The organism is Micromonospora sp. WMMC250 (assembly GCF_027460215.1).
Classification (GTDB): Bacteria; Actinomycetota; Actinomycetes; order Mycobacteriales; family Micromonosporaceae; genus Micromonospora; species Micromonospora taraxaci.
Genome location: NZ_JAPZBJ010000002.1, coordinates 1876248 through 1890132 on the forward strand (window position 1 = coordinate 1876248; position 13885 = coordinate 1890132).

Here is a 13885-nt window from a genome sequence, read left to right on the forward strand (position 1 = left end):
AGGGGTCAGGGCTGGGTGAGCACCTCGACTCCGTCGTCGGTGATGGCGATCGTGTGCTCGCTGTGCGCGGTCCGGCAGCCGGTCACGCTGCGCAGGGTCCAGCCGTCGGGGTCGGTGACGAGCGTGGCGGTGTCCGCCATGACCCACGGTTCCAGTGCCAGCAGCACCCCGGGGCGCAACCGGTAGCCGCGGCCCGGCCGTCCCGTGTTGGAGACGTGTGGGTCCTGGTGCATCGTCGAGCCGACGCCGTGGCCGCCGAACTCGGTGTTGATCGAGTATCCGGCCGCGCCGAGAACCGAGCCGATGGCGTGGGAGATGTCGCCGATGTGGACTCCGGGGCCGGCGGCGGCGATGCCGGCGCTCAACGCGCGCTGGGTGGCGTCGATCAGCGCGATGCTCTCCGGTGGCTGCGTCTCGCCCACGACGAAGCTGATCGCGGAGTCGGCGACCACCCCGCCCAGGGAGACAGCGAGGTCGAGCGACAGCAGGTCGCCGTCGGCGAGCCGGTAGTCGTAGGGCAGCCCGTGCAACACCGCGTCGTTGATCGACGTGCAGATGTAGTGGCCGAACGGGCCGCGCCCGAAGGAGGGCTCGTAGTCGACGTAGCAGGACTGCGCCCCGGCCTCCATGATCATGCTTTGCGCCCACGCGTCGATGTCCAGGAGGTTCGTGCCGACCGCGCTGCGACTCTTCAACGTCTGCAGGATGCCGGCGACCAGGGCGCCGGTGTCCCGAGCGCGTGGCAGGTCGGTGGGGCTCAGGATCTCGATCATGCCGCGCCTTCCTCGTACCAATAAGTATCCCGGCCATATTATCCCGGTACTAGAATCGGGGCATGGTCAGGTTGCCGCTCACTCCCGCAGAGGTCGAACGCGGACAGCGCCTCGGCGCCCTCCTGCGCCGCGCCCGCGGGGAACGTTCGATGCTCCTCACCGCGCTGGACGCGGGTGTCTCACCGGAGACCCTCCGCAAGATCGAGTCGGGTCGCATCGCCACCCCCGCCTTCCCGACAATCGCGGCGATCGCCGACGTCCTCGGCCTCTCCCTCGACGCGGTGTGGTCGGAGATCAACAAGTCGGACGAGGCCGAGTTCATCCGGGCGGATCAGACCGTGGCCGAGCGCCTGGCCTCGTAACCGCGTCCCACGCCCGCCGCGCACCTGACCGCCGACAACGCCGTTCGACCGGCGACACGCAGACGCTGGTCCCGGTCGGCAAGCGACCGGGACCAGCGGGTGACGCGCTCAGGAGGCGGCGATGCCCTCCATGCCGATGCCGTTCTCGAACTTCGGCAGGCCCTCGACGGTGGTGACGAACTTCAGCGAGCCGTCCTCGTGCACCTCGTAGCCCTGCACGTTGCCGGCGGTGGCGTTCTGCACGTACAGGAAGCCGTCGCTGGTGGTCATGTCGATCGACCCGCCGCCGGTGTCCGCGGCGACGGCGTCGACGAGTTCGAGTTTGCCGTGGTCGTTGACCCGGTAGGAGCTGATGGTGGAGGTGCCGGCGTTGGCGACGTAGAAGTAGTCGCCGACGCGCTGGATCCAGCACGTCGCCTGCTGACCGTTGGGCACCGACGGCCCGATCTGGTCGAGCGCGCCGTCGTCCTCCAGCTCGAAGAGGCTGACCGCGTTCGCCCCGGACTCGGTGACCAGCAGCGTGTCGTCGGTGTCGAAGGTGAAGCCGAACGGGGCGTTGCCCGCGTCGCTGATGACGGGGTTGCGGGCCAGCTCGCCGTGGCGACCGATCTCGTAGCTGAACATGACGTTCGCGGCCTTGGTCGACACCAGGACGAACTCACGGTCCGGGTCGATCTTGACCTGGGCCGGGGCGGTCCCGAACGCGGGCGGGTTGCCGTTGTGCAGGCCGAGAGACCGGTTGGCGTCCTCGATCCGCGACAGATGCCCCTTGTTCAGCTTGAAGCCCTGCACCGACCCCTCGCCGCCGGCGTTGAGGACGTAGACGAGGTCGCCACGGGCCGCGATGCTGACCGGCAGCAGACCGCCGGACCAGATGACCTGAAGCTTGTGCAGCTTGGTGCCCTCGACACCGAAGACCGTCACGGTGTTGCTGCCGGCGTTCACCGCGAAGAGGAGACCGCGGTGGTAGATCAGGGACCCCTGCGAGGCCAGCGCGTCGAGCGGCGCGCCGATGGTGAATCCGCCCAGCCCGCCGGTGTCGTACTCGCCGGCCTTGGTGAGACGGCCGTCCTCGTCGCGGTCGTACACCTTGATGGTGTTGCCCTCGGCCTTGTTGGTCTGTACGAAGACCGCGCCCTCGCCGCCGTGGTGGTGTTCACCTCCCTTGCGGTCGTCGTGGTAACCAGGGCCGCCGCCATCGGCGAAGGCGGTCCCGGGGATCGATCCGACGCTGGTCAGACCCGCCAGGAGGGCTGCCGCGAGCGCGATGCTGCGCTTCATCACTGACTCCTTCTGCACCCGAAGGGAGGAATACGAGTTTTCCTCTCCTTCGAAAGCTATCGGAGCAGCTAGGCGCACTAGCCATATTTACCCTAAAGCGGTAATTCCGTGCCTTTGCCGCGAATGAGATGACGTCTGTGCGGCTATGGCCTATGACGTCCGCCCGTCAGGGACGCGGCGGGGCGGGCCACCACGGTTCGAGGACGGTCGGGTCGGCGACGTACTGCTCCACCTGCGTCCGCTGCTCCAGCGTCAGGGACAGCGACTGGAGCCGGGCGCCCCACTCGGGCACCTGATCGGCCTTATCCAGCGCGGTCGCCAGTTCGACCAGGGCGGCCAGCGCCATCGCCTGCTCGACCACCGGCGCGCCCTCGGCACGGCGGCGCATCCCCGAGTCGAGCGCCCGGTAGGCCGCCCGGTCATCCATCTTGAACTCGCGCAGGATCCGCGCGTTGTCGAGCACGCGCGCCAGCCCCTCAAGCTCCGTCGATCCGCCGTACTCCACGTCCTTCGGCTCGTCCCGCTGAATGAAGACGATGGTGTTGCCGGACGGGTCGACGATGCTGAACCGCGACGTCCCGGCGCGGTAGCGGGATATGCGAGGCAGGCCCTTGACCAGGACCTTGCCATAGGCGCGACGCATCGCCTCGGTGAACACCGCGTGGTACGACGCGACGGCGTCCACCATCACCAGGCAGCCGCCGGACTGCTCCTTCGCCGGGTCGAGATCCTTCGGCGCGGGGCCGTAGTGCAATTGGAACCCGCTCCACGTGAAGGCCAGGTACACGTACGGCTTGAGCTGCTCGTAGGCCACCTCGAACCCCAGCGCCCGCCAGAACGCCACGGTCTCCTCCGGCGCCGCGCAGTGCAGCAGCGGCACCATGGTTTCGTTCGGCCGAACGTGGTCCTCATTGGTTGTCACTCGTGCCCCTCCGATCCGGTCGGCAGGCCGGCCATTGTGCCAGCACCGGCGACGGTCCCGTCCGGTTTCGTCTCCTACCCAGGGAGGAGGCGCGCTCCGACCGGTGGCCGCAACCGGGGCTTGCGGTCGGACGTGATCGGCGGCGGCGACCGCGACCATCTACAGACATGACAATCGATCTGCGCCGGGCGGCACGCTGGCACCGTCCACTGATGATCTTCGTGTCCGTGATGGCGGTGCTCGCCGCCGTCTGCGCGGTCGGCATCCTCGTCGACTCCCGCGTCCTCACCGGGGCACCGATCTGGCTCAAGCCGTTCAAGTTCGCGGTGTCCTTCGTGCTGTACGGCGCGACGCTCGCCTGGATGCTCACCCTGTTGCCCCGGCGCAGCCGAGCCGCCGAGTGGGCAGCGACAGTCGTCGTCGCGATGGCGGTGGTCGAGATGGTGGTGATCGTCGCTCAGGTGGTACGCGGGCAGACCAGCCACTTCAACGGCACCTCCGCACTGAACAGCGCATTGTTCTCGGTGATGGGCGCGGCGATCATGGTGCTGTTCCTCGCGCACCTCCTGATCGGCATCGTGCTGCTGATCCGGCGGATCCCCGACCGGGCCGCCGCGACGGCCGTCGGGTGGGGTCTCGGCCTGTCGCTGCTGGGCATGCTCGCGGCGATACCGATGGTGCTGCCCATGCAGGAGCCGGGGATCGACGGGATCTCCGGGGCGCACAGCGTGGGCGTCATCGACGGCGGAGCGGGACTGCCGGTGGTGGGCTGGAGCACCACCGGGGGCGACCTGCGGATCGGGCACTTCGTCGGGCTGCACGCCCTCCAGGCACTGCCCATCCTGGCGATCCTGCTGAGCCGGTTCGCCACCCGACTCGACGAGCGCACCCGCGTCCGGCTCCTGGTCGTCGCGGGCGCGGCGTACGGCGTACTCACTGTGTTGTTGACCTGGCAGGCGCTGCGCGGACAGCCGCTGCTGCGGCCGGACGCCGTCACCCTCGCGGCCGTCGCCGCCCTGGTGGTCACGACCGCGACCGCCGCCGGGCTCGTGCTGGCGCGCCGTCGCCGACCGGACCTGGCGCTGGCGGCATGACCACGACGCTGTTCTCCCTGACGTTCGCGGTGGCCGCGCCGTTCTGGGCGCTGATGATCCTGCTGCCGCGCTGGTCGTGGACGGCCCGGATCATCGGCTCCCCGCTGATCGTGCTGCCGGTCGTGGTGATCTACGCGCTGCTGGTGCTGCCGGCGTTCGGTGACGTGCTACCGGCGGTGGCGTCGCCGACCCTGACCGGGGTCCGCGACCTGCTCGGCACCTCCGCCGGTGCGGCGGCGGGCTGGGCCCACATGATCGCGTTCGATCTGTTCGTCGGGCGGTGGGCGTGGTTGGACAGCAGGGAACGGGGGGTGCCGGCGTTGGTCATGGCTCCGGTGCTGCTGCTGACCATCCTGTTCGGACCGCTCGGCCTGGCCGCGTACCTCGCGGTCCGGGCCCGGTGGCGGCGGCCGGCGACCGCCGCCACCGGCCCGCAACGCCTAGGCTGACCGTCGTGAGCTGGCTGGGGCGACTGTTCGACCTGCGGGACACCCTCGTGCGGATGGTGCTGCTCGACCTGACCGGGCTGTGCTACCTGCTCGTCGTCCCGCACTCCACCAGCACGCCCACGACGACACAGTGGGTCCTCGCGGTGCCGGCGTTCGCGGTGGCGCTGGCGGCGCACCGCCGACCGGTGGTGAACATGGTGGCGCAGGCCGCCCTGCTGGCGGTCGCCATCAGCCTGATCGACGACTTCACCATCAACCAGGTCGGCGCCAGTTGGGCGTTGTTCGAGATGACCATGGCGGCGCGCGGCTCCCGGGCCATCTGGCTGGCCACCGCACTGCTGGTGGTGGTCGACCTGACCGACTCGATCGGCGACCCGCCACGCCGGTTCGCCTCCGGGATCGTCGGGCTCGCCGTGGAGGTCGGCGTGCCGGTCCTGCTCGGCCTGGTCATCCGCACCAACCGGGAACTCGGCCGGCAGGCCGTGGAGCAGGCCGCCGCCGAGCAACGACAGCGCGAGTCGGAGAGTCGCGCGGCGCGCGCCGACGAACGCGCCACCATCGCCCGCGAGTTGCACGACGTCGTCGCGCACCACGTGGCGTCGATGGTGCTGCGCGTCGGCGTGGCCCGGCACGTGCTCACCGACCTGGACCCCCGGGCGGGCGAGGTGTTCGACGACGTGCACGGCACCGGCACGGCGGCCCTGGCAGAGCTGCGCCGGCTGGTCGCGGTACTGCGCGACCCCGATGGGGTACGCGGTGACGCGGCGCTGACCGCGATCGAGCCCTCCGCGCTGCCGGCGGCGATCGGCGCCGCTGTCGACCGGGCACGCCAGGCCGGTGTCACAGTGGAGGCCGACCTGGATCCGGCGATCGGTTCACTCGACGCGGTACGCGGCATGGCCGTGCTGCGGCTGACCCAGGAGGCACTGACCAACGTGGCCAAACACGCCGGAACCTCAGCGGTGGCGCGGCTCGTCGTCGCCGTCCACGACGACGCGGTGCACTGGGAGGTCACCGACACCGGTCGCGGTGGGGTCCCAGCGGGTCTACCGGCCGGCGGCGGTCACGGCATCACCGGCATGCGCGAGCGCGTCGAGGTCCTCGGCGGCCGGTTGGAGGCGGGCCCGACCGGCACCGGCTGGCGGGTGCGCACCGTCCTCCCGGCCGTGGTCGCCGCGCCGGGGCGTAGCGCGGCCGCGTCGGTGCCCGCTGAGCGGGCGGCCCCGGGCGGGTCGACGCCCGGTGACCAGGTGGCTCCGGCGGGGTCCCGCACCCCGGAGCCGGCGTGATCCGGGTGCTGCTGGTCGACGACCAGCACCTCATCCGGGCCGGGCTGCGGATGCTCTGCGACGCCCAACCCGACATCGAGGTCGTCGGGGAGGCCGACAACGGCCGCGAGGCGATCACGCTCGCCGCGCGGCTGCTCCCCGACGTCGTGGTCATGGACCTGCGCATGCCCGGCGTCGACGGGATCACCGCGACCAGCCGGATCCTCGCCGAACGCCCCACCACCCGCATCCTGGTGTTGACCACGTTCGGCGACGACGACCACCTCTACCCCGCCCTGACCGCCGGCGCCTGCGGGTTCCTGCTCAAGGACGCGCCCCCGACCGAGTTGCTCGACGGCATCCGCCGGGCCGCGGCCGGTGACAGCCCGTTCAGCGCCGAGGTGCTCCGACGCCTCGTGCAACGCGCCGTGCACGCCCGCCCGGAGACGCCCCGACCGGTGCAGGGGTTGACCGCCCGCGAACAGGACGTGCTCAACCTGGTCGCCGAGGGCCTGTCCAACACCGAGATCGGCGATCGGCTCCACATCGGTGTCACCACGGTCAAGACCCACATCACCAGTCTGATGACCAAGACCGACAGCCCGAACCGGGTACGCCTCGCCCTGTTCGCGCGCGGCGTCTGACGCTCAGGCCCTCATCCGCGCGGACACGGTGATGACGAGCAGCAGCGGCACGATCAGCAACGCCGGGGCGACGACCGGCAGATGCAGGGCGACGAGCGCGCCGACCCCAGCGCCGACCATCAGGGCCAGCAGGACCTGGACCTTGGGGCGCAGGTTGTCCCACGGGCTGCGCGCGGCGACGCCGGCGATCAGGCTGGTGAGCGTGCCGGTCAGGTACGTGGAGGACAGGCCGGGGACGCCGAAGCGTTGGATGGCACTGCTCTGGATGCCCAGCGCGACGGCGGACAGCATGAGCAGCGCGAGGTGGACGCGCGCGTCGGGGGTGTGGAGGGTGACCTCCCAGACCACGAGGAACACGACGAACACCACCAGTTCCAGGACCAGCGCCCAGGTGACCCGACGGGGCCAGACCGGGTCGCCCGGTTGCGCCGAGCCGACGACGCGGGCACCCGCGAGGACACCGACGATGAAGCTGACGATGGCGCAGCCCGACGTCAGAGCCAGCTCGGCGTCGCCCCGGCCCGCGGAGAGTCCGAGCAGGACCATGTTGCCGGTCATGACGCTGGCGAAGGCCCCGCCGAGGGAGAGGAACCCGAGGGCGTCGGCGCTGCCGCTCAGGAAGGTGAGCACGACGACGAGCGCGTGCCGTCGGCGCAGGAGGCGCGGGTCCTGCTGAGCTGCGAGGTCGGGCTGGATCACGCGGGGGACTGTGCTCGGCACTGTCGGCCACCCTCCAGAGATTGTTCTTCGTATACACTTTGTCCGGACATGTTCACGGAGAGGCGACCAGGTGGCTGACGATCTGCGGGACAAGCTCGGCACCCAACACCTGCCGCTACGCGATCAGGTCCTCACCGCACTGCGCACCGCGATCATCGACGGCAACTACCTACCCGGTGAACGGCTCACCGAGGACCGGCTCGCCGAGGACTTCGGCGTCTCCCGCAACCCGGTCCGGGAGGCGCTGCGCGTCGCCGAGGCCGAGGGCTTCGTCCTGATCCTCCCCCGCCGGGGAGCCGTCGTCGCCTCACCCAGCAGCGGGACCATCGCCGACATGTTCGCCGTCCGTGAGCGCCTGGAGACGCTGGCCGCCCGACTGGCCGCCGAACGGGCCACCGCCGCCGACGTGGCCGCCCTTAGGGCCCTGCTCGACCAGGGCCGCGAGGCGACCCAGCGACAGGACCTGGCCCGGGTCGCCGAACTGAACAGCATGCTGCACCTGCGCATCCTCCAGATCAGCGGAAACCCCTGGCTGTCGTCGATCGCCAAGTCGCTCTACCTCCATGTCCAGTGGGTCTTCCGGCTCGGGGCGGCGGAACGCGCACCACACTCGTGGGCCGAACACATCCAACTCGTCGACGCCATCGAGTCAGGCGACGGCGACCGCGCCGAGCGGGCCGCGCTCGCCCACCTCGACGCGGCGTCCGCCGCCGCCCACGAGAACGCCGAGGGCGGCTACGGAGTCACCGCCTAACGGCCGCACGCGTAGCCCTGCATCCCCCGGGGGTTCGCACCGGCGGCGAGCACACCCGTCGCCGGGTCACGGGTCACGGCGCAGAGCCGACCGAGACTCCACCCGTCGACCACCCGCACCTCGTGCCCGTACGCCCGCAGGGCCCCCAGCACGCTGTCGTCGTAGCGGTCCTCCACCACCAGGACACCGGGCTCGGAATCCCGTGGGTAGAACGACCCCGGCAGGCCGAGCGTGTGCCAGGCCGGGGCGTCGATCGCCTCCTGAAGGGTCCGACCGCCGACGAGGTGCCGGAGCAGGAACGGCAACTGCCACTGGTCCTGCTGATCGCCACCGGGCGTTCCGCAGGCCAGCACCGGCTCACCGTCGCGGTGCACCATCGTCGGGCTCAACGTCGTACGCGGTCGCCGCCCCGGCGCCAACGACGAGGCGAGGCCCTCCTCCAGCCAGAACATCTGCAACCTGCTGCCCAACGGGAAGCCGAGTTCCGGGATCGTCGGCGAACTCTGCAACCAGCCACCACTCGGGGTAGCGGAGATCATGTTGCCCCACCTGTCGACCACGTCGACGTGACAGGTGTCGCCACGGGTCACCCCGTCCGACTGCACCGTCGGCTCCCCCGTCGTCGGGTCCGTCGGGTCGGCCCGCCGCCCGGCACCGGGCCGGACGTGGGCCGGCAGGCGAGGTTGTGCCCCGTCGGGACGCCCCGGTCGCAACTGCGCCGACGCGCGGTCACCGACCAGTGCCGCCCGCTCCCGCGCGTACTCCCGGGACAGCAGCGCCTTGGCGGGCACGTCCACGTCGTCGCCGTACCAGGCTTCCCGGTCGGCGAAGGCGAGCTTGAGCGCCTCGACCTGGGCGTGCACACCGGTCGCGGTGTCCGGGTCGAACGCGGCGGGCTCGTCGAGCGCGTCGAGGGTGGCCAGCGCCTGCAGCAGCACCGGTCCCTGACCCCAGAACCCGGTCTTCGCCACCGAGTAGCCGTGCCAGTCGAGGGTGGCGGGCTCCTCCCAGGTCGCCGAGTACGCGGCCAGGTCGTCCCCGGTGACCAGACCGGCATGCGGTCGGCCGCTGGAGTCCTGGAACGGCCGCCGGCTGAACGCGTCGATCGCCTCGGCGACGAAACCCGTACTCCAGGCCCGTCGCGCGGCCTCGATCTGCGCCTCCCGGTCCGCGCCGGCCGCCTGCGCCGCCTCCACCAGTCGGCGCAGGGTGTCCGCGTACGCCGGGTTGGTGACCATCTCCCCGGCGCGCGGTGGTCGGCCGTCGCGCAGCCAGAGCGCGGCGGACGTCGGCCAGTGTTCCTCGAACAACGCGCGCACGGCCGTCACCGTGTCACCGACCCGGCCCACCAGCGGGTGACCGGCGCCGGCGTAGCCGATCGCCGGCTCCAGCACCTCGGCGAGGGTGAGCGTGCCGTGCTCGCGCAGCAGCAGGAGCCAGGCGTCCACGGCACCGGGTACGGCCGCCGCGAGCGGCCCGGCTCCCGGGACGAGGTCCATCCCGAGGGAACGGAAGTGCGCGATGGTCGCGCCGGCCGGTGCCGGCCCCTGCCCGCACAGCACCTTCGGCCTGGGATCCCGCGCGGTGGCCACGATGGCCGGGACCTCGCCGCCCGGGCCGTTCAGGTGCGGCTCGACCACGTGCAGGACGAACCCGGCGGTGACCGCCGCGTCGAAGGCGTTGCCGCCGCGTTCGAGGATGCCCATCGCCGCCTGGCTGGCGAGCCAGTGCGTCGAGGACACCATGCCGAAGGTGCCCTGCAACGTGGGTCGGGTGGTGAACGTCATGACAACACCTCACTGGTATCCGCGGTGCGAACGTCGGGGCCGGTGCCGTCCGGCCGGACCAGGTGGCAGGCGGCCATGCCGTCGCCGATGGCCGTCTGCGCCGGCACCTCCGTCGCGCACCTGTCGAAGGCGAGCGGGCACCGGGTCCGGAAGCGGCAGCCGGACGGTGGATCGAGAGCGGAGGGCAGGTCGTCGCCGAGCAGCACCGGCTGACGCTGCCGTTGGCGCACCGGGTCGGCCACCGGCGCGGCGGACAGCAGAGCCTGGGTGTACGGGTGGGCGGGCCGGGCGAAGATCCGCTCGCGGGTGCCCTTCTCGACGAGTTGGCCCAGGTACATGACGGCGATCTCGTCGGCCAGGTACTCGACGGCGGACAGGTCGTGGGTGATGAAGAGGCAGGCGAAACCGATGTCGCGTTGCAGGTCGGCGAGGAGGTTGAGCACCGACGCCTGCACCGACACGTCGAGCGCGCTGGTCGGTTCGTCGGCGATGAGCAGCATCGGTTCGGAGATCAGCGCCCGGGCGATGCTGACCCGTTGGCGTTGCCCGCCGGACAGCTCGTGGGGGTAGCGACGTGCGACCTCGGCGCGCAGGCCCACCCGTTCGAGTTGCGGAGCGACGCGGGCGTCCCGTTCGCGTCGGGAGAGCCGCCTGCCGGCCAGCCGCAGCGGCTCGGCCACGATCTCGCCGACCAGCATGCGCGGGTCCAGTGACGCGGCCGGGTCCTGGAAGACGATCGACACCGCGCCACGGTGCGGGCGCAGCCGTCGTCGGGACAGGTGGGTGACGTCGGTGCCGGCGATCCGGACCGTTCCCCCGGTGGGCTCGACCAGCCGCACCACGCACCGGCCCACCGTCGACTTGCCGGAGCCGCTCTCCCCCACCAAAGCGGTGACCCGACCCCTCGGGATGCTCAGGGACACCCCGTCGACGGCGCGGACCGGGCCGAAGTGCATCACCAGGTCCTCGATCTCCAGGGCGGGCGGTTGCGGCGTCATCGGGTCGCCTCCTGGGGTGCCGTGGGGCAGGGGTGCCAGCACGCGGCGAGGTGGCCGTCGCCACCGATGCCCGACAGTGGCGGGGCGGAGTCGCGGCATGTCGTGTCGGCGGCCGGGCAGCGGTCCGCGAAGGTGCACGCGTCGGGTTGCGTCGACAGCACCGGCACCAGCCCGGGAATCTCGGTCAACCGGTCCGTGCCGGCGTGCCGACCCGGCCGCGGTGACGCCGACAGCAGCCCGGCGGTGTACCGGTGCCGTGGGTGTGCGAACAGGTCGTCCACCGGTGCACGCTCCACGACGCGCCCGGCGTACATGACGACGACGCGGTCCGCGATGTCGGCGATCACGCCAAGGTCGTGCGTGATGATGAGGACGCTCGTGCCGAGCCGGTCGCGCAGGTCGCGCAGCACCTGGAGGATGCCGGCCTGGACGGTCACGTCCAGCGCCGTGGTCGGTTCGTCGGCCACCAGCACCTTCGGGCCGCAGGCCACCGCCATCGCAATCATCACGCGTTGCCGCATGCCGCCGGAGAGCTGGTGCGGATAGGTGTCGACCCGAAGGGCCGCGGAGGGGATGCCGACGAGCGTCAACAGCTCGACGGCGCGGGCCCGCGCCGCCCGTCGGGACATCCGCTCGTGGACCTGGAGCACCTCCCCGATCTGACGCCCGACGGTGAGCACCGGATTCAGGGACGTCATCGGCTCCTGGAAGATGTAGGCGATCTCCTGGCCGCGTACCCGGCGCAGCGCCGACTCGCGGGCGCCGACCAGTTCGGTGCCGTCGAGGCGTACGGAGCCGGTGATCCGGGCGCTGGCGGGCAGCAGGCCGGCGATGCTCATCGCGGTGACGCTCTTTCCGCACCCGGACTCGCCGACCATTCCGACGATCTCCCCGGGGGCGAGGTCCAGGCTGACGCCGTCCACCGCCGAGACGGTGCCGGTCTCGGTCGGGAAGGACACCGACAGGTCGCGGATCTCCAGCACGGGCGTGGTCATCGGCGGTCTCCCTTCGGGTCGAGGGCGTCCCGCAGGGCGTCACCGAAGACGTTGAACGCCAGCGCCAAGCCCATGATCACCACTCCGGGGAAGACGGCCGCCCACGGCGCCCGGGCGGCGAACTGCTGGGCGGTCGCCAGCATGGTGCCCAGGCTGGGCGCTGGTGGTTGGATGCCGAGGCCGAGGAAGGACAGCACCGCCTCGCCGAGGATCGCGGCCGGAATGGCGACCGTGGCCTGCACCAGGATCACCGACGTCGCGTTCGGCAGGATGTGCCGGGTCAGCACCCACAGGTCACTCGCCCCGTCCACGACGGCGGCCGCGACGAAGTCCAACGACTTGAGGCGCAGCGTGTCCGAGCGGACGACCCGGATCACCCCGGGGATCTGGGCGATGCCGATGGCCACCGCCGCGTTGCCGAGGCTGGCGCCCCGGATGGCCGCCAACCCCACCGCCATGATCAGGAACGGGAAGGCGAGCAGCAGGTCGGTGAAGCGCGAGATGACCGCGTCCCAGGCGCGGAAGTAGCCGGCCGCCAGCCCGAGTGGCACCCCGATGACCAGGGAGGTGGCCACCGCCAGGAGCCCCACCTGCAACGACGCCCGGGCACCGAGCATGATCCTGGAGAGGACGTCCCGACCGAGGTCGTCGGTGCCGAGCACGTGCCCGGCGGTGCCGGGAGGTGCGAGGGTACGGGCGAAGTCGGTCTGGTCGACGGAGTACGGCGCGATCCACGGCGAGAGCAGCGCGATGACCGCCGCGAGCGCGAGCACGACGAAGCTGACCACCGCGAGGGGGTTGCGGCGCAGCCGACGCAGCACCCGCGTACGCCTGGTGACGCCGACCGCGGTCTCCGCCATCGGTACGGTGAGGACGGTCATGCCGGATCTCCCGTCACCCGGATGCGGGGGTCGATGACCGAGTAGAGCAGGTCCACCAGGAAATTGATCACGATGTAGGCCGTCGCGGTGAGCAGGACGACGGCCTGGATCACCGGGTAGTCCCGTTGGAACACCGCGTCGATGGTCATCTTGCCGAAGCCCGGGAGCCCGAAGATCTGTTCGGTGACCACCGCGCCCGAGATCAGCCCTCCGAGTTGGAGACCCACGACGGTCACCACCACGATGAGGCTGTTGCGCAGCGCGTGCCGGGTGATGACGGCTCGCGGGCGAAGGCCCTTGGCCTTCGCGGTGCGCACGTAGTCCGACGAGAGCGAGTCCAGCATCGCCGAGCGGGTCTGCCGCATGATGATGGCGGCGAGGCCGGTCCCGAGGATGACCGCCGGCAGGACGATGTGGTGCAGGTTGTCCACGGGGTCCTCCAGGATCGGCACGAAGCCGGAGGCGGGGAACAGCCCGGTCGCCACGGACAGGTAGAGGATCGCGAGCAGCCCCAGCCAGAAGTGCGGCACCGACAGGCCGATCAGCGCCAGACCGTTGGCCAGCCACTCCGCTGGCCGTCCGCGACGCACCGCGGCGAGCACACCCGCGCCGACCCCGAGCGCCGAGGCGATGAGGATCGCCAGGACGGACAACTCGACGGTCACCGGCAGGGCGGTCGTGAGCATCGACGAGACCGGCGTGCCGGTGCGGATCGACACCCCGAAGTCGCCCTGTGCCATGCGCTCCACGTACTGCGCGAACTGGACCGGCAGTGGTTGGTCCAGCCCGTAGTGGCGGCGGATCGCCTCCAACGCCTCCGGTGACCGGTCCTCGCCGGCCAGGGCGAGGGCCGGGTCACCGGGCAGCGCCCGTACGCCGACGAAGACCACGACCGTCGACAGCAGCAGGGTCAGCGCCGACTGCCAGGCGCGGGTGAGCAGATATCGGGCCACGGTG

General features: G+C 71.4%; 15 protein-coding genes. 6 read left to right on the forward strand and 9 right to left on the reverse strand.

Annotated features, from left to right (window positions below; translation table 11 throughout):
- Positions 1–5 precede the first annotated feature (5 nt).
- Complete coding sequence (gene map, locus O3438_RS08110; protein WP_269679356.1) at positions 6–773, reverse strand: type I methionyl aminopeptidase; 768 nt, start codon at positions 771–773, stop codon at positions 6–8.
- A 62-nt stretch (positions 774–835) separates the two neighbouring features.
- Here map and O3438_RS08115 point away from each other — a divergent pair, with 62 nt between their 5' ends.
- A complete protein-coding gene (locus tag O3438_RS08115; protein ID WP_269679357.1) occupies positions 836–1135 on the forward strand; it encodes a helix-turn-helix domain-containing protein in 300 nt (99 codons plus the stop codon).
- A gap of 108 nt (positions 1136–1243) precedes the next feature.
- On the opposite strand, the gene O3438_RS08120 is transcribed toward O3438_RS08115, so the two are convergent.
- Together O3438_RS08120 and O3438_RS08125 are read right to left on the reverse strand one after the other, a co-directional pair.
- A complete protein-coding gene (locus tag O3438_RS08120) occupies positions 1244–2416 on the reverse strand; it encodes a lactonase family protein (protein ID WP_269679358.1) in 1173 nt (390 codons plus the stop codon).
- Between the two features lie 166 nt (positions 2417–2582).
- Positions 2583–3338, reverse strand: a complete 756-nt coding sequence (locus tag O3438_RS08125) for a glyoxalase (RefSeq protein ID WP_269679359.1) — start codon at positions 3336–3338, stop codon at positions 2583–2585.
- 167 nt (positions 3339–3505) lie between these two features.
- Between O3438_RS08125 and O3438_RS08130 the strand changes: the two genes are divergently transcribed.
- The 4 genes from O3438_RS08130 to O3438_RS08145 are packed head-to-tail and all read left to right on the forward strand — an operon-like array spanning position 3506 to position 6793.
- Complete coding sequence (locus O3438_RS08130) at positions 3506–4432, forward strand: hypothetical protein (RefSeq protein WP_269679360.1); 927 nt, start codon at positions 3506–3508, stop codon at positions 4430–4432.
- Positions 4429–4881, forward strand: a complete 453-nt coding sequence (locus tag O3438_RS08135) for an ABA4-like family protein (protein ID WP_269679361.1) — start codon at positions 4429–4431, stop codon at positions 4879–4881. The genes O3438_RS08130 and O3438_RS08135 overlap by 4 nt, the downstream gene beginning before the upstream one ends.
- Positions 4882–4886: 5 nt before the next feature.
- A complete protein-coding gene (locus O3438_RS08140) occupies positions 4887–6170 on the forward strand; it encodes a sensor histidine kinase (RefSeq protein WP_269679362.1) in 1284 nt (427 codons plus the stop codon).
- Entirely contained in the window at positions 6167–6793 is a 627-nt protein-coding gene (locus O3438_RS08145) for a response regulator transcription factor (protein ID WP_088989133.1), read from the forward strand. The genes O3438_RS08140 and O3438_RS08145 overlap by 4 nt, the downstream gene beginning before the upstream one ends.
- Before the next feature lie 3 nt (positions 6794–6796).
- Here O3438_RS08145 and O3438_RS08150 read toward each other — a convergent pair whose 3' ends face one another.
- A complete protein-coding gene (locus O3438_RS08150) occupies positions 6797–7492 on the reverse strand; it encodes a YoaK family protein (protein ID WP_269679363.1) in 696 nt (231 codons plus the stop codon).
- A 91-nt stretch (positions 7493–7583) separates the two neighbouring features.
- On the opposite strand from O3438_RS08150, the gene O3438_RS08155 reads away from it, so the two are divergent.
- Positions 7584–8267 (forward strand): GntR family transcriptional regulator, encoded by a 684-nt coding sequence (locus O3438_RS08155; protein WP_269679364.1) that lies wholly within the window; start codon positions 7584–7586, stop codon positions 8265–8267.
- On the opposite strand, the gene O3438_RS08160 is transcribed toward O3438_RS08155, so the two are convergent.
- Genes O3438_RS08160 through O3438_RS08180 form a run of 5 tightly spaced genes read right to left on the reverse strand, consistent with a single transcriptional unit; the run spans position 8264 to position 13881 of the window.
- A complete protein-coding gene (locus O3438_RS08160; protein ID WP_269679365.1) occupies positions 8264–10054 on the reverse strand; it encodes a gamma-glutamyltransferase family protein in 1791 nt (596 codons plus the stop codon). The two genes, O3438_RS08155 and O3438_RS08160, sit on opposite strands and share 4 nt — an antisense overlap.
- On the reverse strand, positions 10051–11052 hold the full coding sequence (locus O3438_RS08165; protein ID WP_269679366.1) for an ABC transporter ATP-binding protein: 1002 nt from the start codon (positions 11050–11052) through the stop codon (positions 10051–10053). The genes O3438_RS08160 and O3438_RS08165 overlap by 4 nt, the downstream gene beginning before the upstream one ends.
- Positions 11049–12047, reverse strand: coding sequence for an ABC transporter ATP-binding protein (locus O3438_RS08170; RefSeq protein ID WP_269679367.1), 999 nt, complete (start codon positions 12045–12047; stop codon positions 11049–11051). Before O3438_RS08170 ends, O3438_RS08165 begins: the two co-directional genes overlap by 4 nt.
- The gene (locus tag O3438_RS08175; RefSeq protein WP_269679368.1) at positions 12044–12928 is read right to left on the reverse strand and encodes an ABC transporter permease; all 885 of its coding nucleotides are present in this window, start codon (positions 12926–12928) and stop codon (positions 12044–12046) included. The genes O3438_RS08170 and O3438_RS08175 overlap by 4 nt, the downstream gene beginning before the upstream one ends.
- Entirely contained in the window at positions 12925–13881 is a 957-nt protein-coding gene (locus O3438_RS08180) for an ABC transporter permease (protein ID WP_145780691.1), read from the reverse strand. Before O3438_RS08180 ends, O3438_RS08175 begins: the two co-directional genes overlap by 4 nt.
- Positions 13882–13885 lie beyond the last annotated feature (4 nt).